The sequence below is a fragment of the Streptomyces sp. NPDC048566 genome (genome assembly GCF_043199735.1).
Lineage (GTDB): Bacteria > Actinomycetota > Actinomycetes > Streptomycetales > Streptomycetaceae > Streptomyces.
On the sequence record NZ_JBICWL010000007.1, the window covers coordinates 150762 to 175945 of the forward strand.

The 25184-nt window shown below is 74.5% G+C and carries 14 protein-coding genes and 1 pseudogene; 5 read left to right on the top strand and 10 right to left on the bottom strand.

The window, feature by feature from the left end; translation table 11 throughout:
- Positions 1 to 2: 2 nt before the first annotated feature.
- The 6 genes from ACGFS9_RS14560 to ACGFS9_RS14585 form a co-directional block, all read right to left on the bottom strand.
- Entirely contained in the window at positions 3 to 4337 is a 4335-nt protein-coding gene (locus ACGFS9_RS14560; RefSeq protein ID WP_393253469.1) for an aminotransferase class I/II-fold pyridoxal phosphate-dependent enzyme, read from the bottom strand.
- A gap of 123 nt (positions 4338 to 4460) precedes the next feature.
- Positions 4461 to 6086 carry a right-handed parallel beta-helix repeat-containing protein gene (locus tag ACGFS9_RS14565; RefSeq protein WP_393253270.1) on the bottom strand — a complete coding sequence of 542 codons (1626 nt, stop codon included), beginning with the start codon at positions 6084 to 6086 and terminating at the stop codon, positions 4461 to 4463.
- 3 nt (positions 6087 to 6089) lie between these two features.
- On the bottom strand, positions 6090 to 7067 hold the full coding sequence (locus tag ACGFS9_RS14570; RefSeq protein ID WP_393253272.1) for a UDP-glucuronic acid decarboxylase family protein: 978 nt from the start codon (positions 7065 to 7067) through the stop codon (positions 6090 to 6092).
- Positions 7064 to 8410: a UDP-glucose dehydrogenase family protein gene (locus ACGFS9_RS14575; RefSeq protein ID WP_393253273.1), complete on the bottom strand. Its 1347-nt coding sequence runs from the start codon at positions 8408 to 8410 to the stop codon at positions 7064 to 7066. Before ACGFS9_RS14575 ends, ACGFS9_RS14570 begins: the two co-directional genes overlap by 4 nt.
- Positions 8411 to 8414: 4 nt before the next feature.
- Positions 8415 to 9464 (bottom strand): UDP-glucose 4-epimerase GalE, encoded by a 1050-nt coding sequence (gene galE, locus ACGFS9_RS14580; RefSeq protein WP_393253470.1) that lies wholly within the window; start codon positions 9462 to 9464, stop codon positions 8415 to 8417.
- Between the two features lie 47 nt (positions 9465 to 9511).
- On the bottom strand, positions 9512 to 11347 hold the full coding sequence (locus tag ACGFS9_RS14585; protein ID WP_393253275.1) for a glycosyltransferase family 2 protein: 1836 nt from the start codon (positions 11345 to 11347) through the stop codon (positions 9512 to 9514).
- Positions 11348 to 11494: 147 nt separating this feature from the next.
- Here ACGFS9_RS14585 and ACGFS9_RS14590 point away from each other — a divergent pair, with 147 nt between their 5' ends.
- Positions 11495 to 12391 (top strand): TetR/AcrR family transcriptional regulator C-terminal domain-containing protein, encoded by an 897-nt coding sequence (locus ACGFS9_RS14590; protein ID WP_393253276.1) that lies wholly within the window; start codon positions 11495 to 11497, stop codon positions 12389 to 12391.
- Positions 12392 to 12537: 146 nt separating this feature from the next.
- Positions 12538 to 12972 carry a cofilin family protein gene (locus tag ACGFS9_RS14595; protein ID WP_393253278.1) on the top strand — a complete coding sequence of 145 codons (435 nt, stop codon included), beginning with the start codon at positions 12538 to 12540 and terminating at the stop codon, positions 12970 to 12972.
- A gap of 198 nt (positions 12973 to 13170) precedes the next feature.
- Here the strand turns inward: ACGFS9_RS14595 and ACGFS9_RS14600 are convergent, their stop codons facing one another.
- Positions 13171 to 14406, bottom strand: coding sequence for a magnesium and cobalt transport protein CorA (locus ACGFS9_RS14600; RefSeq protein ID WP_393253279.1), 1236 nt, complete (start codon positions 14404 to 14406; stop codon positions 13171 to 13173).
- Positions 14407 to 14713: 307 nt separating this feature from the next.
- On the opposite strand from ACGFS9_RS14600, the gene ACGFS9_RS14605 reads away from it, so the two are divergent.
- Positions 14714 to 15820, top strand: coding sequence for a winged helix DNA-binding domain-containing protein (locus ACGFS9_RS14605; RefSeq protein ID WP_393253281.1), 1107 nt, complete (start codon positions 14714 to 14716; stop codon positions 15818 to 15820).
- 774 nt (positions 15821 to 16594) lie between these two features.
- Here the strand turns inward: ACGFS9_RS14605 and ACGFS9_RS14610 are convergent.
- A complete protein-coding gene (locus tag ACGFS9_RS14610) occupies positions 16595 to 19441 on the bottom strand; it encodes an AAA family ATPase (RefSeq protein WP_393253282.1) in 2847 nt (948 codons plus the stop codon).
- 204 nt (positions 19442 to 19645) lie between these two features.
- A complete protein-coding gene (locus ACGFS9_RS14615; RefSeq protein WP_393253471.1) occupies positions 19646 to 20563 on the bottom strand; it encodes a response regulator transcription factor in 918 nt (305 codons plus the stop codon).
- Between the two features lie 47 nt (positions 20564 to 20610).
- On the opposite strand from ACGFS9_RS14615, the gene ACGFS9_RS14620 reads away from it, so the two are divergent.
- Positions 20611 to 22290: an AMP-binding protein gene (locus ACGFS9_RS14620; RefSeq protein ID WP_393253283.1), complete on the top strand. Its 1680-nt coding sequence runs from the start codon at positions 20611 to 20613 to the stop codon at positions 22288 to 22290.
- A complete protein-coding gene (locus tag ACGFS9_RS14625) occupies positions 22287 to 23891 on the top strand; it encodes an AMP-binding protein (RefSeq protein WP_393253284.1) in 1605 nt (534 codons plus the stop codon). The genes ACGFS9_RS14620 and ACGFS9_RS14625 overlap by 4 nt, the downstream gene beginning before the upstream one ends.
- Before the next feature lie 195 nt (positions 23892 to 24086).
- Here ACGFS9_RS14625 and ACGFS9_RS14630 read toward each other — a convergent pair.
- Positions 24087 to 24470, bottom strand: a pseudogene (locus tag ACGFS9_RS14630) (hypothetical protein); the annotation flags it as partial.
- Positions 24471 to 25184: the final 714 nt, after the last annotated feature.

Here is a 25184-nt window from a genome sequence, read left to right on the forward strand (position 1 = left end):
TGTCACCTCCTGAGCCGCAGCGCGCGACGGTCGTGCAGGGCCGTCAGCGTGGCGGTGAGCCGGTCGATGTCGGCGTCGGAGTTGAGCGCCGTGAGCTGGATGCGGAAGCCGACCCGGTCGCGGGGGACCAGCGGGTAGGCGGCCAGCGTGACGTAGATGCCCTGGTCCCACAGGTACGCCCCGACCGCGTCCAGACCGGCCGGGTCGGCCAGCGGGATCTCCACGATCGGGAACCGGTCGCTGTTGAGGGTGTCGACGCCGAGCGTGTCCAGATGGCCGAGCACCCGCATGGTCTTGCGGTACAGGTCGGCGCGTATGCCGTCGCCCCGGCGCTCGTTGACGTCGAGCCCGGCGAGGACGGTGGCCAGCGACGCCGTCGGGGACGGGCCCGAGTACAGGTACGGTGCCGCGCTGGTCTTGAGCCGGTCCTTCAGCCGGGTGGGCAGCGCGAGGAACGCCAGCAGCGACGAGTACGCCTTGGAGAAGCCGCCGACGAGCACCACGTGGTCGTAACTCTCGCCCAGGTGGCGCACCACGCTGTTGCCGCGCGAGCCGTACGGGCACGTCTCCTGCGGCCCGCGCTCGCCGATCACCCCGAAACCGTGCGTGTCGTCCACGTACAGCGTCGCGTCGTGCGCGCGGCACACGGCGGCCAGGCGCGGCAGGTCCGGCAGGTTCCCGCTCATGCTGTTGACCCCGTCCAGGCACACCAGCCGGGGAGCCCCGCGGGGCGCCGCACGCAGCAGGGCGCTCAGCTCGTCGGGCCGCTCGGCGTGGAACCGCCGCAGGGTCGCACCCTGCCCCCGGGCCACGACGCAGCCGTCGTACACCGTGCGGTGCGCCGTCGCCTCGACGAAGACCTGGCCCCGGTCGGCGAGGACGGGGATCACGGAGGCGTGGATCAGGGTCGCGGTCGGCAGCAGCAGGGTGTCCGGTGCCCCGAGCAGGTCCGCGAGGCGCTCCTCGATGTCCGGGTACAGCCGCGGACTGCCCAGCAGCCGCGACCAGCTGGGATGCGTGCCCCAGCGGCGCACGGCGGGTTCGATCGCGGCGATGATCTCCGGATCGCCGTCGAAACCCAGGTAGTTGCAGGAGGCGAAGTCGATGAGCCAGTGGTCGCCGCTGCGGATGTGCCGGCCGCGCACCTCGTCGAGCACCGCGTCGCTCATCGCGCTCGTCCGCCGCAGGCGCTCCAGTTCGGCCGTGTGCGGATCGTCCCGCCCTGCGGCGGCCCCGGCACCGGACCCCGCCGGGGCCTTCGCGGGCGCCGGCGCCCGGGCGGCCCGGGTGCTGCTGCGCGGGGGCCGGTTCACCCGCGGGAAGTCGGGACGGCCGCTCCGCCCGCGCAGCAGGGACGCCCCGCGCTGCGCCGTCATCGGCCGCGCGAAGAGGAACCCCTGCCCGAACCGGCAGCCCATCCCGGCCAGCATGTCGCGCTGCCCGGCATCCTCGATCCCCTCGGCGATCACCTGGATGCCCAGGGTGTCGGCGATGTTGACGATCCCTTCGACCAGGGCGATCTGGCGGCTGTCCACGGCGAGGTCGTCGATGAACGTCTTGTCGATCTTCAGGACGTCGACGGGGAAGTCGCGCAGGTAGCCCAGGGAGGAGAATCCGGTGCCGAAGTCGTCGACGGCGATGTGCACCCCCAGCTCGCGCAGGGACCGCAGCACCCGTTTGATCTGGGCGTCCCGGCGCATGAGCACGGTCTCGGTCAGCTCCAGCTGCAACGACCCGGGAGCGAGCCCCGGTGTCGCGAGCGCCTCGCGCACCTCGTCCAGGAACCCCACGTCGCGGAACTGCCGGGCGGAGACGTTGACGCTCACGTACGGGGTACGGTCCGGCCCGGACACCCGTTGCAGGCCGGCGGCGTCGGTGGCCGCGTTCCTCAGCACCCAGGCCCCGAGCTGGCTGATGGCTCCGCTCTCCTCCGCCAGTGAGATGAACTCCTGCGGTTTGACCGGAGCGTGGCGTTCCTGCGGCCAGCGGGCCAGCGCCTCGAAACCGACGACGTCGCCCGCGGCCATGTCCACCACCGGCTGGTAGCGCAGCGTGAACTCCTCGCCGGCGATGGCCCGGTCGAGCCGCTCGCGCAGCTGGTGCCGCTCCAGCATGTGGACGCGCAGCCGGGGACGGAACCGCCGCCACTGGCGTTTGCCCGCCGCCTTCGCCGCGTAGAGGGCCAGGTCGGCGTGGCCGAGGAGTTCCTCGGCGTCGGCGCTGTCCCGGGCCGTCGCCACCCCGACGCTCGCCGACACGCTCACCGAGCCCTCGGGCAGGGTGAACGGCCGGCTGAGTGCCTGGATCACCTGGGCGGCCAGCAGTTCGGCGTCGAGCGGCTGCTTCGCGCCCTCCATGAGGACGGCGAACTCGTCTCCGCCGAGACGGGCCGCGGTGTCGGAGCGGCGCAGGGTCGCCGAGAGCCGCTCGGCCACCGCGGTCAGCAGCTGGTCCCCCGTCGAGTGCCCGCTGGTGTCGTTGACCACCTTGAAGTCGTCGAGGTCGATGAAGAGCAGGCAGGTGAGCTTCGACTCGCGCCGGCTGCGCAGCAGGGCGCGTTCGACGCGCTCCAGCAGCAGGGTGCGGTTGGGGAGTCCGGTGAGCGGGTCGTGGAAGGCCCGCTGGGTCAGTTCGTGCTCCAGCCTGCGTTGCTCCGTCACGTCGTGCAGGGTGACCACCAGGCCGCCCACGGTGCGTTCCCGGCGCAGGTCGCGGCAGCGCGCCTCGACCTCGATGCCGTCACCGCCGCCCGGCACGCGCCAGTTGTCGTGCGCGGTCGGCGGCCCGCCCTCGCGCATCGCGGCCAGCCGGTTGCGGACCCGGTCCCGGTCCCGGGGGTCCACCAGGTCCGGCAGCGGTGTCCCGACCAGCGCGGCGGTCCCGAACACGGCCTGCGCGGAGGGGCTCGCGTAACGCACCGTGTCGTCGTCCTCGACGATGAGGATGACGTCGGAGGCGTTGCGCACCAGGGTGCGGAAGTACGCCTCGCTCTCCTGCCGGATGATCCGCTGCCGCAGGGCGGTGCGTTCCATGGCGAGACCGGCGTGCGAGGCGAGGATCTCCAGCGAGCCGCGGATCTCGCCGAGGACGCCTTCCGGTCCGGCGGCCAGCAGCACGCCGGCCAGCTTGTGCGCCGGCCGGTCCGGCGGGATCACCGGGCAGACCAGGGTGGCGGGCAGGCCGTCCAGCCCGGCCGCGAGCTCCGGGCCGAGTTCGGCGGTCGGCACCAGGTGGGCGCGGTGCCGGTTGAGTCCGCTCGCCCGCTCCGAGGTGAGCAGCAGACTCCGGTGCGCGACCCCCGGGCCGAACAGTGTGGTCACCGCGGTGTCGCAGCACCTCTCGATCTCGTCCTGCCGGACGGCGCTGACGAGGGAGGCGGCGGCGGTGCGCAGGGTCTGCTCGCGGGCCACGGCCCTGCGCTGGGCCACGACCATGTCCGCGAGGCGGAGGATCACGAGCAGGAACAGCGCGCCCGAGAAGACGGCGATCACGGCCGCGTCCCGGGCGCCGTGGGTCAGGTCCTCGAACAGCAGGATCGCGGGGGCGATCAGGGTCGCCAGGGTCAGCACGAGCAGCCGTCCCGGCGCCGGGACGGGCGATTCCGTTTCGGTCGCGGACGAGGTCAGCTCGACCATCGAGGGGTGCAGCGCGGCCATTCCCCAGGCGGTGTAGAAGAGGATCCAGCCGACGTCGAGCAGGGTGCCCGCCTGCCACATGTAGTTCAGCTGCAGAATCCCGTACGTGATGTCGAAGCCGAGCAGGGTCAGGGTGCCGACCACGAGGAACTGGATCGACCAGTTGTGCCCGGAGACGGGGCTCGGCACCAGGAGGCGGACGAGGAGGGACAGCACGAGCACGTCGCCGAGCGGGTACGCGATGCTGATGGCGCGCTGCTGCCAGGTGAGGCCGCTCAGCTCGGTGAGGGGCTGGACGAGGAACACCCACACCGGGAGCGCGAGGCCCGCCGTGACGATCAGCGCGTCGAGCAGGCTGGGCAGGTCGCGGCCTCTCCAGCGGAACCGCACGAGGCCGAACAGCCCGGCGGCGAAGAGCAGATAGCTGGCGAGGTAGCAGGCGTCGGCGGGGGAGGGGAACGGATTGGAGGCGTGGAAGTACTGCTCCTGCGCGTTGTAGTACGTGTCACCGGCGGCGAAGGCGACGAGGCCGCCGGCGAGCAGCCACCACGGACCGGGATGGGAGGGGCGGTGGATGCGCACCCCGGTGACCAGGGCGGCGGCGCCGCCGAGCCCGATGAGGGCCCAGACCGGGGTGCGCGCCGCCGGTACCGTCAGGTACACGATGGTGGCGACCGCCACCAGTGCCGCGTAGGCCGTCATCAGCCGTGCTGCCCGTTGCAATGCCAAGCGCCTCCCCGCACGGGCCGGCTGAGCCGTCGGCCGGGGTCCTGAGCCGTATCGATCGTAGGCTCGGACGGCACCCGCTGCATCTCGTGGCGAGGATCAGGGCTGCGCCGCCCCCACGTTCGGCGGGGTCCCGACCGGGCGGCCGAAGTAGTCGGTGCTCCCCGGGTCGACGCCGAAGAGTTTCCGCAGGTCGAGGCCGGCGCGCGGGCAGTCCGGGACGACCCGGCGGGCATCGCCGGGAGCGCCGATCCGGGGCGTGTCGCCGCCGGCGAAGCACGGGTCGGCGGACAGGCCGGCCGGCTTCCCGGCCGCCGTCTCCTGCCCGGTGGCGTCCCGCCAGGAGGCGAGGTCGGTGAACCGGCGGCCGCCCCACTCGATCGTCCACCGCCCGCCGGGAGCGCTGTAGAGGTTGCCCTGGAGCAAGGCGCGCGCGGTCGGCAGTCCGGTGTCGGCGGTGACCAGCGGGTCGCCCGTGGTGGCCAGCACGTTGTTGCGCAGCCGCACTCCGGTGTTGCCGGGCCGGAGCAGCACCGCGGGGCCCTCGCCCGCGGACGCGCGGGACAGCACCACGGTGTTCTGGTAGACGTCGAGGTCGCGGATGTCCTTGCCGTAGATGGTCAGCGCACCGTGGCGCGGCAGCTTGTGGGCGTCGTCGTCGCTGATGTTGTAGCGGATCGTGTTGTCGGTGTGCGTGCCGTCGCGGTTGCGGGAGAACACGTAGTAGCCCGAGCCGTCGTTCCGGAACGCCAGGTTGTACTGGAGGGTCGAGTCCGACACGTTGGAGTCGAAACCGAAGCCGGCGCCGTCCACCGCGGATCCGGTGTGGTTGCGGTAGGACGAGCTGTGCTGGATCAGCACGTCGGCGGCGTCGTAGGCCCAGATCCCCACCGGCCCGGCGGTCGCGTCGGTCGCCGACCGGCCCCCGTTGTCGTGGGCGGTGGAGCCGGTCAGCGTGGCGTGGCGGACCGCTCCCAGCACGATCCCGTCGCCGGTGTGCCGGTCGGAGGCGGTCGGATCGCCCTCGTTGTGGTAGGCCCGCACGTCCTTGACGGAGAGGTCGCGGTGCGGGTAGGCGGGCCGCCGGTGGTCGAAGTCCGGCCCGTAGGTGAGCAGCCCGGCGTCCTTGTTGTCGTGCAGCGCGGCCCGTTCCACGCTCACGTTCTCGAAGCCGTTGTCCGCCTTCGTGGCGCCGACGGCGAGACCCACGCTGAAGCCGGAGACGTCGACACCGAAGACGCCCACCCCGTCGTGCCGCCCGCCGCTCGCACGGTCCGCGTAGAGGTTGATCCCGGCGTCCTTCGTCCGTGCCGTGCCCCCGCCCACCAGGGTGAGGTCGCGGACCTGCACGCCCGCGGTGTTGTACACCGAGACGGCCGGGGAGCCGGTGGACGAGATCGTGGCACGCCCGGAGCCGTACGAGCCGACGACCACCGGCCGTTTCGCGTCCCCCGCCTCGCCGGCGCCGACGGTGACGGCGCCCGCGAAGCGCGAGCCGCCCTCCAGCAGCAGCCGGTCGCCCGGCTTCAACGGCACCCGCTCGGCGCGGGCCAGGGTGCGCCAGGCCCGGGAGGGCGAGGTGCCCGCGCGGGCGTCGTCGCCGCGGGCGCTCACGTAGTACGTGGTCGTCTTGTCCTGCGGGGCGTAGTGCGGCGTGGCGGCGCAGGCCCCGCCCACCGTGATCAGCAGGGCGGTCGCGCAGACGACGCAGAGGGTGCGCGGCATGGCTCAGGCCTCCACGGGCTCACCGGCGGTCCGGTCCCCCTGCCGCCGGCCCGCGACGGCCCAGGCGACCGTGCGCCGCAGGCCGGCGTCGAGACCGACACGCGGGGACCAGCCGAGCAGTTCCCGGGCCCGGGTGATGTCCGGGCGCCGCCGGGTGGGATCGTCGACGGGCAGCGGCCGGTGTTCGACCACCGAGGGCGAACCGGTCGCCTCGATCACCAGCCGCGCCAGTTCGTCCACCGTGCACTCGTCCGGGTTGCCCAGGTTCACCGGCCCGCCGTGCCCGCTGTCCAGCATGGCGACCAGACCCCGGACGAGATCCTCGACGTAGCAGAAGCTGCGGGTCTGGCTGCCGTCGCCGTACTCGGTCAGCGGCTCGCCCGCCAGGGCCTGCCGGATGAACGTGGACACCACCCGGCCGTCGTGGGGGCGCATCCGCGGACCGTAGGTGTTGAAGATCCGCACGATGCCGGTGTTCACTCCGCGGCTGCGCCGGTACGCCATCGTCAGGGCCTCCGCGTACCGCTTGGCCTCGTCGTAGACGCTGCGCGGACCCACCGGGTTGACGTTGCCCCAGTACGACTCCGCCTGGGGGTGCAGGACCGGGTCGCCGTAGACCTCGCTGGTCGACGTCAGCAGGAACCGCGCCCCGTGCCGCTCGGCGAGCCGCAGCGCGTTCTCGGTGCCCCGGCTGCCCGCCGAGAGCGTTTCGAGGGGAAGCCGGCCGTAGTCCGGCGGTGAGGCGGGGCTCGCCAGGTGCGCCACCGCGTCCACCCGCCCGGGCACGTCGAAGTCGGCGGTCAGGCCGCTCACGTCGGCGCGGATGAGCTGGAAGCGGGGATCACCGTGCAGCGGGGCCACGTTCAGTGGCTCGCCGGTGCAGTAGTTGTCCAGGCACCAGACCGTGTCGCCCCGGGCGAGCAGCGCCTCACACAGGTGGGAGCCCAGGAAGCCCCCGCCACCGGTGACCAGGACCCTCATGACGCCTCCTCCTGGTCGAACGCGGCCTCGTGGCGACGGGGACGGCCCAGCGCCTGGACGGTCCATCCGGCGGCGCGCCAGGCGGCGCCGTCGAGCGCGTTGCGGGCGTCGAGCAGGACCGGGCGGCGGGTCACCGCGGCGAGGACGGCCGGGTCGAGCCGGCCGTATTCGGGCCACTGCGTCAGGTGGAGCACCAGGTCCGCCCCCTCGCAGGCCTTCGGCACGTCGAGGGCGTAGGAGAGGTCCGGGTGCGCGGCGCGCGCGTTGTCCAGCGCCTGCGGGTCGTGGACGCGGACGGTGGCGCCCCGCTCCCGCAGGGCCTGCGCCACCGCCAGGGCCGGCGAGTCGCGCACGTCGTCGCTGCCGGGCTTGAAGGCGGCGCCGAGCACCCCGACGCGGCGTCCGGCGCAGGAACCGCCGAGCAGCCGTTCCGCGAGATCCACCGTGCGCTGCCGCTGGCGGGTGTTGATCCGGTCCACCTCGTGCAGGAACACCACGGCCGGGCCCGCGCCGAGCTCCTCGGCCCGCGCGGCGAAGGCGCGGATGTCCTTGGGGAAGCAGCTCCCGCCGAAGCCCAGCCCCGGCTCCAGGAACAGCGGCCCGATCCGGGAGTCGGCGCCGATGGCGGCGGCCAGCAGGGCCGGGTCGGCGCCCGCCGCCTCGCACACCTCCGACATGGCGTTGATGAACGAGATCTTGGTCGCGAGGAAGGAGTTCGCCGCGACCTTCACCAGTTCCGCGGTGGCGGGGTCGGTGCTGAAGTAGGGGACCCCCTCGCGCAGCAGCGGCGCGTACACCTCGCGCAGGACGGTGTCGGCCCGCTCCGAGCCCACCCCGACCACCAGGCGCTCGGGGTGCAGGGTGTCCTGGACCGCCGACCCCTCGCGCAGGAACTCCGGGTTCCAGGCGACCTCGCAGCCGGCCGCCGCCGTCGCCCACAGCCGCCGGCCGATCCGGGCGGCGGTGCCGACGGGGACCGTCGACTTGCCCACGATGAGGCCGGCGGGCCGCAGATGCGGTGCGAGGTCGTCCACGACGGCGTCGACGAAGCGCAGGTCGGCGGCCTTGCTGTCGGGCCGTTGGGGGGTGCCCACGCAGACGAAGTGGGTGCTGGCGAACGCGGCCCCCTCGGCGAGCGAACTGCTGAATCTCAGGCGCCCCGAGGCCATGGTCCGGCCGAGGAGTTCGGCCAGCCCGGCCTCGTGGATCGGCGGCCGTCCCGCCGACAGGGAGGCGATCCGCTCGGGATCGGTGTCGATGCCGAGGACCTCGTGGCCCAGGTCCGCCATACAGGCGGCATGCACCGTCCCCACGTATCCGGTGCCGATGACGGTCAAGCGCATGACGTCACTCCTTTCTGCCGGTCCGCCGGGCGGAACCGGCGTAGCCGTGGGGGTTGAGCTGCTGGAAGCGCCAGGAGTCCCGGCACATGTCGGCGAGGTCCCGGGTGGGGCGCCAGCCCCAGGCCCGGGCCACCGCGCTCGCGTCGGCGACGAGTTCGGGCACGTCGCCCGGCCGCCGCCCGACGACGTCGTACGGAACGGGCCCGCCGGACGCCTCGGCGAACGCGGAGATCACGTCGAGCACCGAACTCCCGCGCCCCACACCGAGGTTGAACACCCGCATACCGGGGCCGTCGGCGAAGTGGTCGAGCGCGACCCGGTGCGCCTCGACGGTGTCCATGACGTGCAGGTAGTCGCGGACGGCGGTGCCGTCGGGCGTCGGGTAGTCGTCGCCGAACACCGGCAGCCGGGCCCGGCGGCCGACGGCCACCTGGGCGACGTAGGGCATCAGGTTGTCCGGGGTGCCGTGCGGATCCTCGCCGAGCAGCCCGCTGGGGTGCGCGCCGGTGGGGTTGAAGTAGCGCAGGCAGAGCACGGTGAACTCCGGGCACCGGCGGCAGACGTCGGAGAGGATCTGCTCGCAGAGCCACTTGGAGGCCGCGTAGGGGTTGGTGGGCCGCGCGGGCGTCGCCTCGTCCAGCCGCCCGCCGCCCGCGTCGCCGTAGAGCGAGCACGAGGAGGAGAAGACCAGCTGGTGCACCCCGTGCGCCCGCATCACGGACAGCAGCGCGGTGGTGCCGCCCACGTTGGTGTCGTAGTACTCGACGGGCATCCGGGTCGACTCGCCCACCGCCTTGCGCGCGGCGAAGTGCACCACGGCGTCCACGGAGTGCCGGTCGAAGACGGCCGAGAGGGCGCTCCGGTCGCGGATGTCCAGTTCGTAGACGGCCCCGACGAAGCGGCCCGCGACCCGCTCCACCCGGGAGTACACCTGCGGTGTGCCGTTGGAGTAGTCGTCAACGGCTATCAACTCGTATCCGTGGTCGAGGAGTTCGACGCACGCGTGGCTGCCGATGAAGCCGGCCGCTCCCGTCACCAGGACGGTCGAGGGCACACGTGGGCGCCGCGCCGATTCGTCGGTCCGCTTCTGGTACACGGTCCTCACCAGCTCAGCACGGCGGCGGCGTACGCCGGGTAGAAGACGACGGCGACGGCGGCGGGCACGCACGCCAGCAGCCCGAGGGCCAGCGGCAGACGTGCCGTCGGCACGGCGGCGCGGAAGGCCGTCCCCGAGGCGCGGGCCGACTCCCTGACGTGCAGCATTGGGACGGCGAGCCCGACGGTCGCGTAGGCCACCGCCGCGAGCAGGCACAGGAAGACGTAGCCGGCCGAGGGGCTGGTCAGCTCGCCCGCGATGCAGACGCCGGAGAGGGCGAGCGTGAGGACCACGAAGGGGAGGGCCAGCCGGGTGAGCAGTGGCTGCGGGCCCGCCGCGGCCTTGGGCGTGACCTTGAACGTGATCGGGTGCGGGCTCATCCGCTGTGCGAGGGCGCCGAACAGCCCCCAGACCACGAACGGCCAGCGGGAGAGCGCGAACAGCCAGGTCTCCCAGCTGATCAGCGGCGCGTTCCGCGGGCGCAGCAGCCCCCGCCTGCGCATCAGGAGCAGAGTCAGCATCAGCCACACCGGCATCGACCAGAAGTGCAGCAGGAAGTCGAAGTAGTTGACGTTCATCCAGGCCAGCCCGGTCAGGACGGCGACGGGAGGGAGCGCGAGACCCGCCATGACCGTCAGGCCGAGGAGCGGGTAGTACGCCAGGGCGTACGTGAAACGCAGGCGCAGCAGCGGAGGCAGCCGCCGCACGTGCCGGGGCAGCAGGTCCAGCAGCATGGCCGTCAGGCTGCGCGACCACTGGTACTCCTGGGTCGCCATGTCGGCGAAGGTCAGCGGTCCGTCGCCGTGCGCCTCCGCGTCGATGGCGAACGCGCCGTTCCAGCCCGCCGAGTTCAGCAGGTAGGTCGTGGAGAAGTCCTCGGCCAGTTCGGGGCCGAGCCCGCCGATGTCGCGCAGGGCCCGCGTGCGCACCGCGTAGTGGGAACCGATGCACATGGGTGCCAGGCCGTCCGAGTGGCCGAGCTGCACGGCACCGTGCCAGACCGCCTCGCGGTGCACCCGGCCGCGGGCCGCCCAGGACCGGCCGTCGTTGGCGTCGCACATGCTGGGCGCCGCGACGTAACCGATGGCGGGGTCGGCGAAGGGCCGCACCATCTCGGCCAGATAGCCGGCGGCCGGTACGTGGTCGCAGTCGAGCTGCGCCACCACCTCGTAGCCGTCGTAGCCCCAATGGTCGTAGAAGTAGGCGAGGTTGCCTTCCTTGCAGCGGGTGCGGCGCGGCCAGTCGGTGCGGTGGTACGCGGTGACCCCCAGCCGCGAGGACATGCGGACCCGGTGCTCGCGGCACCACCGCTCGCTCTCCTCGGTCGGCCGCTCCTCGCACAGCCACACGTCGTAGGGGTGCGGGAAGTCCTGGCCGAGCATCGCCTCCAGGGTGCGCCGCGCGGTGGCCCAGGGCTCCGAGGGCGCGCGCGTGACGGCGAAGGCGACCGGCAGCCGGGGAACGGCCAGCGCCGGGTTGACCCGGCGCAGCCGCAGCGCGGTGACGAAGAAGTAGGCGGGCAGGATCGTGAGGTAGAGCAGCAGCGCGCTGTTGACCAGGAGGCCGGCCCATCCCGCCCGGTGCTCCGGCTGGAGCCACCAGGTCCAGAACCAGACGAAGCCCGCCGCCCAGCCGGTGGCGATGGCCCACAGCAGGGTGTGGTCGCGGCGGCCCAGCAGCGGGACGAAGGTGGCGGGCCGGACGGTCCGGGAGGTGTACGGGTGCACGAAGTCGGGGCCGCCGGCGGTCACCCGCACGACGTTCCCGCCGGAGATCCTCGCGAGATGGCGTTCCACCTGGACGAGGTCGGCCGAAGCCGGAGTCGGCTCTCTGCGCGCCATGACGCGACGCTCCTGACCTTCGAATACCGGGGATCGGGTGCTGGACCCTGTACGCTGACATCGTATGTTTACGACGTATATGTACGACTCTGCGCCTTCTGTCCGGATGCGTCAAGCGGAGTCACCGACGGCGAGGGGACGACCGGCATGACGAGCGAACCGACGGGCGGGCGCGGGCGCCGCGCGAGCGACCGGGGCCGGTACGGGCGGCTGAGCAGGGAACGGGTCCTCGCCTCGGCCCTGGAAGTGGTGGACCGGGACGGGCTCTCCGGCCTGAGCATGCGCCGGCTGGGCGCCGAGCTGGGCGTGGAGGCGATGGCCCTGTACCGCTACGCCTCCGGCAAGGACGCCCTGCTCGACGGGCTGGTCGAGGCGTTCTGCCAGGAGCTGGAAACGGAGCTGGCGGGCACGCAGGCGCGGCCGGAAGCGGGGCCGGGCGGGGCGGACCCCGCGGCCCCGCCCGGCCTGCCGGACGCCGCCGAGGCCGTCGAAGGTGCCGGCGCCGGGGAGGGCGCCGTCGCCTCCGAGGGCGGCGGCGCACGGGAGGCCGCGGGCGGTCGCGGGGGAGAGGCCGGCGGCGAGCCCGGGGGCGGCGATCACGGCGCGGGGCGGGGCGCGCCCGCCTGGCAGCGGGAACTCCACCGCACGGCACGGGCCGCCTACGAGGTCGCGCTGCGGCACCCCAACGTCGTTCCGCTGCTGGCCACCCGGCTGCTCTCCACACCGCTCGCCCGGCGGGCGCCCGCGGTGCTGCGCACCGACGAGCGGGTGCTCGCCCTGCTGCGGGACGCGGGCCTCGACGAGAGCCGCAGCGTGCGGGTCCACCGGGCCTTCACCGCGTGGCTGCTCGGCTACCTGATCGTCGAACTGCGGGCGATGGACGACGATCCCGCCGAGCCGGAACCCGCCTTCCGGCTCGGGCTCCACCGCCTGTCGGCGGACGAGTTCCCGCGGCTGCGGTCCACGGCCCCCGCGCTGGCCGGGCGCGGAGGGCCCGCGGAGCTCGACGCCGGTCTCGACGCCCTGCTCGCGGCCCTGGCCTGAGAGCCCGCCGTCCGGCCGGACGGCGGGCTCCGCCGGTGTGCCGCATCCCGGCCGGGCCCGGCGCGCGTCCTTCGGCACGCGACGGGAAATGCGGTCATTCGTCCCGTAGTGTTCCTGCCCGGTCGGAACGTCGGAGGGGCAGCAGCGTGAGCCAGCGCATCGCCGTGGACGCCCACAGCGTCCAGGCGTTCCGGGACGTGGAGACGGACCCCCACGTCAACGTGGTGGTCTACCGGCTCGCCGACGCCACGGACTCCTGCACGGTCGAACGGCGGGGCAACCTGCGCCACGAGGAACTGGTGCGGGCGCTGCCGCCGGACGAACCGCGCATCGTGGCCTACGACCTGGCGTTCGCGACCGTGGACGGCGCGCGACGGCACCGTGTCCTGCTCATCTCGTGGATCCCCGGCACCGTCCCACCGCGACGGACGGTCCGGTACCTGGAGGGCTACGCCGCCGTGCGCGCGGCGGTGGACGGCGACCCCGTGCCGATCGCGGCGAGCCGGGGGGACGACCTCGACTACCACCGGCTGGTCTCGCTCGCCCGCCGCCGGCGCCGCGACCGGCCCGGCGGACCGTGAGGGGGCCGACCGGCGGCGCCGTGCGGTCGGGCCCGGGCCCGCGGCGAGGCGGTGACCCGGTGACCCGGTGGGGGAGGGGGCGTGCGCGTCCGGCCGAAGAGGCGGGCCCGGGCCGAGTGCCAGGCGAACGGACCGTGCCGACGACCGGCCCACTCCGGCGAGGACGTGCCGGGCCGGAGCGCCACCGAACCGGAGGAATCAGAGCCAGTCGCGCCGTTTGAAGATCACGTACAGGCTGACGCAGACGATCCCCATCAGCCCGATCGCGAACGGATACCCGAAGCTCCAGCCCAACTCGGGCATGTCCTCGAAGTTCATCCCGTAGACGGTCCCCACGAGAGTCGGGGCGAACAGGATCGCCGCCCACGACGAGATCTTCTTGATCTCCTCGTTCTGCTCGAAACCCGCCTCCGCCAGCGCCCGCATCTCCGCGTTCTGCTGCTGGGTCACCAGCGTCGCGTTGACCGTGAGGATGTCCGTGAGGGCCTGGCGGAATCCGTCGACGCGTTCACTGGTGTGCGTGACGTGGTCGGCCACGTCGCGCAGGTAGCGCTGGAGTTCGTCGTCCGTGCCGTACTTGGCGAACCCCGCCATGAGGCCGTGCAGCATGCCGACCAGCGGACGGGTGGCCCGCTGGAACTCGACCATCTCGCGGGAGAGTTCGTAGATGCGGCGGGACACCGCGGGATCGCCGCGGAACACCTCGGTCTCGATCTCGTCGATGTCGTTCTGCACCCCGGCCACCACCGGGACGTAGCCGTCCACGACCGAGTCGAGGATCGCGTACAGGACGGCCTCCGGTCCGAGCCGCAGCAGCTCGGGGCTGTCCTCCATGCGGCGGCGCACCGCGGAGAGGTCGGGTGCCGCGCCGTGCCGGACGGTGATCACGAAGTCGGGCCCGACGAACACGTGCAGCTCGCCGAAGTCGACCTCCTCGACCGCGTCGAGATAGCGCGCGGCGCTGAGCACCACGAAGAGCGTCTCGCCGTACCGTTCCAGTTTCGGCCGCTGGTGCGCCTCCATCGCGTCCTCGACGGCGAGTGGATGCAGGTCGAACTCCTCGGCGAGGGAGAGGAGTTCGGCCTCGGTGGGGCGGGCCAGGCCGATCCACGCCATGCCGTCCGGCTGCTCGCGCAGCTGGCGGAAGGTGTCGGCGAGGGACTCCGGCGTGGAGACGCGCACCCCGTCGCGGTACAGCGCGGCCTGCACGACGCTCGCGACCTCCGTCTGCTCGGGCGCGGACGGCTCGGCGTCGGGCGCGGGCGGCCGGGCGGCCGGCGCGGACGATGCGGCGAGCGCGCGGCGCCACACGGACCTCCGGGACTCCTTGGCGCCCGGGGACGCGCCCGCGTCCCCGGTGCTCCCCGGCGGGGCGCCCGGCTCCGTCCGGTCCCGCCGGTTCTTCGAGGCCGAGCGGGCGCGTCGCTCCGACATCGCGGCTGCCTCCAGGGTCGAACGTACGTCTGCGTGATCACCGGGCAGGATATACGGGGCAAACGGGCCCCGGGTGTCCGGCGGCGGCCACGACTCCCGAGGAGCCGCGGAGGGAAGGGGCCCGCGGCGCCGGTGCCGTGACCGGAAGGGTGCGCCGGACGGCTCGCGGCGTCCGGCGCGGTGTGGCGCACGGCGGAGCGTCTCCCGCGTACGGGATGTACCCAGGTGATGCGACGACGCGGCGAGGTGCCGTGGCGGGCGTCGCGAGCCGGTGAAGCCTTCCGGTCGGGGCGCTAGCGTGCGGGCCATGACGAAGACGACCGCGCCGGCCCCGCTGCTCGGCACCCGCGCCCTCAACCGCGCGACCCTCGACCGTCAGCTCCTGCTGCGCCGCTCGCCGCTGTCCGCGACGGACGCCGTCGAGCACCTCGTCGGTCTCCAGGCGCAGAACGTCAAGCCGCCCTACTACGCCCTCGCCGCTCGCCTGGAGGGGTTCCGGCCCGCCGCGCTCGCCGCCGCGATGGAGGCGCGCGACGTCGTCCGGATCGTCACCCTGCGCTCCACGATCCACACGCACACCGCCGAGGACGCCCTCACCCTGCGCCCGCTGGTGCAGCCCGCCCGGGACCGGGAACTCGGCCGGTTCCGCGCGGGGCTCGCCGGTGTCGACCTGGACCGTCTCGCGGCGATCGGCCGCGCGGCGGTGGAGGCGGAACCGCGCACCGTGGGACAGCTGCGTGAGGAACTGCTCGGCACCTGGCCGGACGCCGACCCCTTCGCCCTGTCCGTCGCCGCGCGCTGCCTGCTGCCCCTGGTGCAGGTCACGCCGCGCGGGATATGGGGACGCAGCGGCCAGGTCGTGCTCACCACGGCCGAGCACTGGCTGGGCCGCTCCGCCGAGCCGGCCCCCGCCCCCGACGCGACCGTGCTGCGCTACCTCGCCGCGTTCGGGCCCGCCTCGGTGAAGGACATGCAGACCTGGGCCGGACTGACCCGCCTGCGCGAGGTCTTCGAGCGGCTCCGGCCCGGTCTGCTGGTCTTCCGCGACGAGCACGGGGCGGAACTCTTCGACCTCCCGGACGCGGCCCGCCCGGACCCCGACGTGCCGGCCCCACCGCGCTTCCTGCCCGAGTTCGACAACCTGCTGCTCGCGCACGCCGACCGCACCCGGGTCGTGCCGGCCGGCCTGAAGGGCCGCACCTGGCGGGGCAACCAGGCCTACCGCACCCTGCTCGTGGACGGGTTCCTCGCCGGCCTCTGGCGGACGGATCAGGACGCGCTCGTCGTGGAACCCCTCGGGCGGCTGACCAAGGGGCAGCGGGCGGAGGTGGTCGCGGAGGGGGAGCGCCTGCTCGCGGTCATGCACCCCGGTGAGGCGCGCGACGTCCGGTTCGGGACGGTGGCCGGCGGCTGACCGCACCGGACGGCGGCCGACCGCACCGGACGAGGGGCCGCGGGTGCCGGCCGAGCGGTCCCGGGCCGCCCGCGGCCCGGCGGCGGGCGGGGCCCCGCCGTTCCGGTGCCGGCGTCGGCGGCCGGCGGGGCCGGCGAACGGGGCGAGTGCCGTGGGGGAAGTCGTCCGCCGGCACGTGCTCGGCCGGGAGGTGGATGGGGAGCGTTGCGGGCCGCTCGTGGAGGCCCGCAACGCTCCCCGGCTGCTACCTGAGGGGTACTCAGGAAGTGTTGGGGGAACGGGAGTCGCATCCGTGCGCCGGGCCGGCGCGGTGACCGGGCCGGGACGCTCGGGCGGGAGCCGGAAGGCTCAGCAGGTGACGGTCGGGCCGGGAAGGGCGGTGGTCCTCGGTGCGCGGGCGGGCCCGGACATGGGTCTCCTTGCGGTTGCCGGTGGGGGGACGCGCGGGGGTGGGGGGTGGGGCACGGTGTCCGTGGCCGGGACGCCGTGTGCCCGGGCGAGCGGCACGGCCACACGCTAGGGCGCGCGGTCGCCCGACCCCAAGGAGGGAACCCCCTAGCCGGCCCGGCGCAGGGAAAACCCTCGAACGGGCTCGACGAGGTTTGACGGGCCGGCCGCCCGGTCGCCGCAGGTCGGGGCGGGGACGAGGCGCGCGCCGCGGCCCGCGTACGGCGGATTCCGGCGTTCCGGCCGGTTCGCCGGCCGGGCGCCGCGGAACGTCACGGGCCGCCCGGCAGGGTGTCCCGCGCGCTCCGGTACCCGGCCGCGCCGGGTTCAGTCGGCCCGGCGGCCCGCCGCCAGCCGGACGATGTCGACCCGAGAGCGTATCCCCAGCTTCCGGTACACCCGGGTGAGGGTCGCCTCCACCGTCTTGACGCTGATGAACAGACGTCCCGCTATCTCGCGGTTGGTGGCGCCCTCCATGACGAGCGCGGCGACCTGGCGCTCGGTCGTGGCGAGGGTGTCGAGCGCGGCCGGGGCGAGCGGCGGCTTGGCGGGACGGTGCGCGGCGGCCGCCTTCTCGACCTCCCGGAGCCAGGGCAGCGCCCGGCACCTGCGGAAGAGGCGGGCCGCCTCGTCGTACAGGGTGGGCCCCGGGAGGCCCGCCCCGGCCGGCCGCGGCGGTCCGGGCGCCCGCGGCAGGGCGCGCAGCCCGGCCAGGGCGAACGCGGCGCGGGCCTCCTCCAGGCCGTGCCCCAGCTTTCCCAGCCGCTCCTGGGCGGAGGCCGACTGCCGCTCCGCGAAGCCTTGTTCGCCGCGCGCGGCCCGGACCAGGGACTCGGCGCGGTCGAGCACCGCGAGGACGCTCTCGCGCTCCAGCCGCAGCGCGCGCTGCCGGGTCACGTCGATGACGTCCTGCGCCTCGGCGACCTCGCCGATCCGCACCAGCGCCTCCGCGAGGTCCCCCTGCCAGCGCCCGCGTGCGGGGTCGACGACGCCGAGGTCCTCCTCCAACTCCCGCACGCGCCGCAGCGACCGCACGCAGGCCGCCGCGTCCCCCGCGACGAGCTGGGCGTGCCCGAGGGCGCCGAGGGCGCGGGAGAGGTAGACCAGGTCGCCGTCCTCCTCGGCGCGGTCCACGGCCTCCCGCGCGAGCGCGAGCGCCCGGTCCACGTCGCCGCCCGCCGCCTCGGCGAGCGAGGTGAGCATGGCGCCGGCGGCCTCGCCGAGGCCCGTGTCGCGGGCCAGCCGGAGACTCTCCCGCGCCAGGTCGAGGGCACGACCGCAGTGGCCGGAGCGCAGTTCGGTCTCGGCGAGCCCGCGCAGGAAGTGCAGTTCGCTCTCGACCATGCCGCGCCGCCGGGCCTCGCGCAGCAGGGCGGTGACGGCCGTACGGGCCTCGGTGAGCCGGTCTCCCATGACCAGCCAGCGGAAGCGGGCGGCCCCGGCGCCGTTGTGGTCGCACGCCACCCGCGGGTCCTGCGGTTCCCGCATCGCCCGCCGGATGGTCGCGGGCGCGTCCGGGTGCCCCATCAGCGTCTCCATCTGCGCCTGGAAGCCGAGCGCGAGGAGTTCGGTGCGGCGGTCCCCGGCGCGTGCCGCGAGCCGCGCCGCGTGCGCCGCCTCCTCGCGCGCCGTTTCCGTCTCGCCGTCCATGAGCAGGGCGCGCCAGGCGAGTTGGTAGCGGACGCGGGCCACCAGTCCGGGGTCGTCCCCGGCGTCCGCGAGGGCCTGCGGGAAGACGGCGTCGATCTCGGCCATCGCCTGCCCGGCGGAGTCCACGACGACCATCCAGGCTCGTACCCGGTCGGCGGCGGCGGTGGCCCGGTCGAGCACCTGCCGGGCGATGTCCCGGGCGAGATCCGTCTCCCCGGCCGTCAGCGCGTCCTCGGCCGCCTGCAGCCGCCGTTCGTCCGGACCGGGCCGGGCGTCGGCGGGAGTGTGCCGGGCGGCGAGCAGCCCGAGCCCGGCGGCGACCGACGGCGCGCCGCGGTCGCGGGCCGCCGTCGCCGCCTCCGCGAGCCGGGCGGCGACCGCCGGGTCGGTGCCCGTGGTGGACAGTGCCAGGTGGCGGGCCCGTTCGATCGGTTCGGAGGCGGCCTCGGACAGCGCCGCGTGCGCGGCCCGCCGCTCCTGGGCGTCCGCCTCGGCGTACAGCGCGGCCGACACCAGGGGGTGGGCGAAGCGGACGGCGGGGGTCTCGCGGTCGGTGGCGAGCAGGCCCAGCGAGGCGGCGGAGGCCGTCTCCGCCTCGGCGTTCTCCCGGCCCGCGGCGTGCAGCAGGGCGAGGGTCGGGCGGGCTCCGGCGCTCGCCACCAGCAGGGTGCGGCGCGCCTCGGGGGAGAGCATGTCCAGCCGGCTGAGCACGAGCGCCCGCAGGGACGTCGGGACCGGCAGCGGCTCGCCCGGACTCGGCGGGGTGGGCGACTCCGCGAGCGCGCGCCCGAGTTCCAGCGCGAACAGCGGATTGCCCCCACTGGTGCGGTGGATGTCGCGCACGGTCGACCGGGACAGACCGGTGTAGCCGCGCCGGCCGAGGAGTTCGGTCACCTGGGCCCGGGACAGCGGGGAGACCCGGACGGTCAGGGTGTCCGGCGGGGACGCGCGTAGATACCGGTCGTGCCCCTGGGCCCGCGGCTCGGGGTCCGTGCGCACGGCGCAGAGCATCCGCACCGGCATGCCGCCGAGCCGGCGGGCGGCGAACCCCAGCAGCTCGGCGCTGGCCGGGTCGAGCCACTGGAGGTCGTCGGCGACGATCAGCACCGGGCCGCGCGCCGCGAGCGCGCGGAACGCGGACAGGACGGCGAGGCGCAGCGCGAGACCGTCGCGCTGGAGGGTGGACTCGCCGCGGCCGGTGAGCGCCGACTCCAGCGCGGTGCGCTGCGGAGCGGGCAGGCCGTCGGCGATCTCGTCCACGACCAGACCCAGGAGATCGGCGAGTGCCAGGAAGGGAAGATGGGATTCGGACTCGGTCGAGGAGCAGCGCAGCACGGTGCGGACCGATGGGGCGCATTCCGCGGCCAGTGCCCGCAGGACGGTCGACTTTCCTATTCCGGCGGGGCCGTGCACCAGCACACTGCCCCCGCCGGCGAGCTGCTCGCGAGCCCCCGCCATCAGGTCCTCCCGGCCGATGACCAGCTCGGGGCGCGGTCTCGCAGGTTCCTGGAAGTCCCCTCGCACGGTCGCCGCTCCCCTCACGTGTCGTGTCCGGGCCAATGTTAGGCATTGTCTCTTTGAATTTCGGACAGCCGGGGTGGTGAGGGAAATAACAGCGGTCCCGCACCGTCCAATTCAGGCCGGGACGGTGCTCCGCCCGGGAGCCCCCCCGGGAGCGGACACCGCCCGCCCGCGCGGCGGGTGCGCGGCGGGCGGCGGAGACCGTCGTCACGGCAGCAGTCCCGCCCGGCGCGCCGCGACGACCGCCTCCAGGCGGGTGTGCGCGCCGAGTTTGCGCATCGCGGAGCGCAGGTAGCCCTTCACCGTCTCCGGACGGAGCCCCAGCCGGGCCGCGGCGACCGCGTTCGTCGCACCGGCCGCCACACACGACAGGACGTCCACTTCACGGGGCGTGAGGTCCGCGTGCCGCGCGGGCGACCCCTCGTGCGGATCGGCGGCGTCGGCCAGCCGGCCGCACACCGCGAGCAGTTCGGCCCGCAGCCGGGCGTCGGCGATACGCGGTGCCAGCGCCCGCAGCGCACCGTGCGCCTCCCGCACCTCCTCCTCCCACGCCGCGCCGCCGGCACCGCGGTCGCCGTCCGCCGCCGGATCCGGCGCCCGCACGACGCCGAGCAGGCCGCGCACCTCGTCCCGCACGACCAGCGCCTGCTCCACGTCCCGGGCCGCCGCGACGGCCGCGCCGAGCGTGCGGTCGCCCAGGGCGTGCGGCGACCGCAGCGCCCCGTACAGCACCCCGCGCACCCGACGGCGGACGACCACCGGAACGGCCAGGACGGAGCACAGTCCCTCGGTCGCCACCGCCACGTCGTACTCGTGGCTGATCTGCCGGGACGCCGAGTAGTCCGTCACCGCGCACGGCCGGGCGAGGGCCACCGCCTTGCCGCCCAGGCCGTTGCCCGAGGAGACGCCCAGCGCGCTCAGCGCCGCCGTCGCCGTGCCGCTCAGCTCGCTGATCCGCACCAGACGGCCGCCCGGGTCGACCAGGCCGCCGAAGGCGACGGGCAGTCCCGTCGCGCGGCGCAGCCGCACCAGCGCGCCCCGCACCTCCGCAGCCTCGGTGTCTGCTGCCACCTGCTCGCCCCCTCGACGCGGGCCACCCCCGTTCGGGGGTGGTGAGACCTGCATCACGGCATACACGATGGTAGGCGGCGGTCCGGCAACGAGGAGGAAACATGACGGCGACGAACGCCGCGACGGGGGAGTTCCGCGCCGCGCGGGACTTCCTGCTGAAGCACCGCGCGGACTACCGGACGGCCTACGACGGCTTCCGCTGGCCCCGCCCGGAGCGGTTCAACTGGGCTCTCGACTGGTTCGACGTCATCGCGCGCGACAACGAACGCACCGCCCTGCACATCGTGGAGGAGAACGGCGACCGTGCCGAGGTCTCCTTCGCCGCGATGGCGGAGCGCTCCGACCGCGTCGCGAACTGGCTGCGCGACCGGGGGGTGCGCGCCGAGGACCGCATCCTCGTCATGCTCGGCAACCAGGTCGAGCTGTGGGAGACCGCTCTCGCCGCGATGAAACTGCGGGCCGTCGTCATCCCGGCCACCCCGCTCCTGGGCCCCGCCGACCTGCTCGACCGGGTCGAGCGCGGCCGGGTCCGGCACGTGATCGCCCGGGCCGAGGACGCGGGCAAGTTCGCCGGCGTGCCGGGCCGCTACACCCGGATCGCCGTCGGCGGCGCACCCCCCGGCTGGCAGCCCTACGAGGAGGCAGAGGCCGCCGGCGCCCTCTTCGAGCCCGACGGCCCCACCCACGCGGACGACCCGCTGATGCTGTACTTCACCTCCGGCACCACCGCCCGCCCCAAGCTGGTGGAGCACACCCACGTCTCCTATCCGGTCGGGCACCTGTCCACCATGTACTGGATCGGGCTCCGTCCCGGCGACGTGCACCTCAACATCTCCTCACCCGGCTGGGCGAAGCACGCCTGGTCGAACCTGTTCGCCCCGTGGAACGCCGAGGCCACCGTCTTCCTGCACAACTACACGCGCTTCGACGCGGGCCGCCTGATGGCGGAGATGGACCGTGCGGGCGTCACCACCTTCTGCGCCCCGCCCACCGTGTGGCGCATGCTCATCCAGGCCGACCTGACCCAGCTGCGCACCCCGCCGCGCGAGGTGGTCGCCGCCGGCGAGCCGCTGAACCCGGAGGTCGTCGAACAGGTCCGGCGCGCCTGGGGCGTCACCGTCCGGGACGGCTTCGGCCAGACGGAGACCGCCGTCCAGGTGTCCAACAGCCCCGGCCAGCGGCTCAAGACCGGCTCCATGGGGCGGCCCAGTCCCGGTTTCCGGGTCGAGCTCCTCGACCCGGTGTCGGGCGCCCCCGGGGCCGTCGAGGGCGAGATCTCCCTCGACCTGTCCGACCGCCCGGTGGGCGTGATGACCGGGTACCACGGCGACCCGGACCGGACGGCCGAGGCGATGGCGGGCGGCTACTACCGCACCGGCGACATCGGCTCCCGGGACGCCGACGGCTACATCACCTACGTCGGCCGGGCCGACGACGTGTTCAAGGCGTCCGACTACAAGATCTCGCCGTTCGAGCTGGAGAGCGCCCTCCTGGAGCACGAGGCGGTCGCCGAGGCCGCCGTCGTCCCCGCCCCCGACGACCTGCGCCTCGCCGTCCCGAAGGCGTACGTCGTCCTCGCGGCCGGCTACGAGCCGGGGCCCGACACCGCCAAACTGCTCTTCGAGCACGCCCGTTCGGTCCTCGCGCCCTACAAGCGCGTCCGCCGGCTGGAGTTCGGCGAGCTGCCCAAGACCGTCTCCGGCAAGATCCGCCGGATCGAGCTGCGCGAGGCCACGGCCGCCGGCTCGGACGCCGAGTACCGCGAGGAGGACTTCCGGTGACCGCACCGTCGTACACCCACGGGACGGGCAGCACCCCGCTGCTCGGCGACACGATCGGGGCCGACCTGGACCGGGCGGTCGCCGCCTGGCCGGAGCGCGAGGCGCTCGTCGACGTGCCGTCCGGACGGCGCTGGACCTACGCCGAGTTCGGCGCCGCCGTGGAGGAGCTGGCGTACGCGCTGCTCGCCTCCGGCGTCGCCCAGGGCGACCGGGTGGGCATCTGGGCCGTCAACTGCCCCGAGTGGGTGCTCGTCCAGTACGCCACCGCCCGGGTCGGCGCCGTCATGGTGAACATCAACCCGGCCTACCGCACCCACGAGGTCGAGTACGTCCTGCGGCAGGCCGGGATCTCCCTGCTGTTCGCCTCGCTCCGCCACAAGGGCAGCGACTACCGGGCGATGGTCGACGACGTGCGCGGCAGGTGCCCGCGGTTGACGGAGACCGTCTACTTCGGCGACCCGAGCTGGAGCGCGCTGCTCGGCCGCGGGACGCCGGACCGGGCGGAGGAACTCGGCCTCCGCGAGGGCGCGTTGTCCTGCGACGACCCCATCAACATCCAGTACACCTCGGGCACCACGGGCTTCCCCAAGGGGGCCACCCTCTCCCACCACAACATCCTCAACAACGGCTATTTCGTGGGCGAGTTGGTCGGCTACACCGAGCAGGACCGGGTGTGCGTCCCGGTGCCCTTCTACCACTGCTTCGGCATGGTGATGGGGAACCTGGCCGCCACCTCGCACGGTGCGTGCATCGTCATCCCGGCCCCGTCGTTCGACGCCGCGGCGACCCTGGAGGCCGTACAGCGGGAGCGGTGCACCTCGCTCTACGGCGTTCCCACCATGTTCATCGCGGAGCTGAACCTCCCCGGCTTCGCGTCGTACGACCTGTCCACCCTGCGCACCGGCATCATGGCGGGCTCGCCGTGCCCGGTCGAGGTGATGAAGCGGGTGGTCGCCGAGATGCACATGGCGGAGGTGTCCATCTGCTACGGCATGACCGAGACCTCGCCGGTCTCCCTCCAGACGCGCCGGGACGACGACCTGGAGCACCGCACGGGCACCGTAGGGCGGGTCCTGCCGCATCTGGAGGTGAAGGTCGTCGACGCGGCCGGCGTCACCGTGCCGCGCGGTACGGCCGGGGAGCTGTGCACCCGCGGCTACAGCGTCATGCTCGGCTACTGGGAGGAGCCCGAGCGGACCGCCGAGGCCGTCGACGCCGGGCGCTGGATGCACACCGGGGACCTCGCGGCGATGCGGGAGGACGGCTACGTCGAGATCGTCGGCCGCATCAAGGACATGATCATCCGTGGTGGGGAGAACATCTATCCGCGCGAGATCGAGGAGTTCCTCTACACCCACCCCAAGATCGCCGACGTCCAGGTCGTGGGCGTCCCGCACGAGCGGTACGGCGAGGAGGTGCTCGCCTGCGTCATCCCGCGGGACCCGGCGGCCCCGCCCACACTGGAGGACCTGCGGTCCTTCTGCGAGGGCCGGCTCGCGCACTACAAGATCCCCAGCAGGCTGCGCGTCCTGGACTCCTTCCCGATGACGGTGTCGGGCAAGGTGCGGAAGATCGAACTGCGCGAGACCTACGCGGAGTAGCCGCGGGCGGCGGAGGCCGATCGGCCCTCTCCGGTGCCCGCGGCCTGCTCCGGCCCGTCACGGTTCACCCGGCCCGTCACGGTTCACCCCGCCCGCCCGCCCGGCCTGCGTGCGGTCGGGTGGGTCGGCGGGACCGAGGGCCGGAGCGCTCGGGTGGTCGGGCGCGGCGCGTCTGCGGGCGGGCGCCGCCGGACCTCAGCCGGTCACCGCGAGCAGGTCGTCGGCCGGGCTGTTCACCGGCTGCGGGGTGCCGGTGAGGTCCAGGACGAACAGTGCGACGCCGAGGTCGTCGGCGCGGGTGAGGGCGTCCTCCGCGTAGCCGGCCAGTGAGAAGTACACGCAGCCCGCCGACTCCGTCATGGCCGTCAGCCACAGGCACTCCACGTCGCGCAGCGAGGCGGGCCGCACGCCGGGGTCCACCTGGGCCACGATGCCGCGTGCGGCGAGCCCGATCCCCGACGTGGGCCGCTGATCGGCACGCCGCACGTCGGGGTGGCCCAGCCAGCGCAGGTAGAGCGCGGCGGAGGTGACCGCGTCCCGCGCGGTCCGGATGGCGACGGGCCGGAACGGGGCCCGCCCGTCCGGCGCCCCCTGCGTCCGCGCACCGCTGCCGCGGGCCCCCTCCCGGCCGGCGGCGGAGGTCCCGGTGGCGTCGCCTTCCGCGCGGTGGCCGGGAAAGCCGCCGACTTCGTGCCCCGGTTGGCCACCCCCGCCCTCGCCCTCGGCTCCGTCCCTCTCACTCCTCCCGGCCCTGCCCCCGGACGTCTCCCCGCTCCCGTCCGCGTCGCCGTCGGTGCCACCGTCACCGGCTCCGCCGCTGCCGTGGTCCGGGTCGGGCGATGCCGCGTCGGACCGCGGCCCGCCGCGGCCCGGGCCGCGTCGGGCCGCGGTGCCGCACACCGTGCCGCCGGCATCGCGGGCGTTCCCCGCGGTGCGATCCGTGCCCGGGCCGGACCCGGCCGCGCCGCCGGTGCCGGACCGCGCGACGGTGCCGACGGCCCCGTCGGTGCCCGGGCCGGCCGGTGCCGACGGGCCCGCGCCGGGGGTGTCGGAGGGGGTCGCGGCCGGACCGGTCGCCGACGGTCGGGAGGGCACGCCGGGGCGGCCGTCGCCCGGAGCGCCCGCCCGGCGGCCCGCTCCGCCGCCGCCCGCACCGCTCCGGCGCGCCTCGCCCGGCGCCGGGCGGACCGGAATCCGCAGCATGGTCCCGCAGTCGCAGCCCAGTTCCGGGTGCGGCCACTGGGTCTCCCGGGAGCAGGCCGCGCAGCGCACGGTGGCCCATTCGTCGTCCCA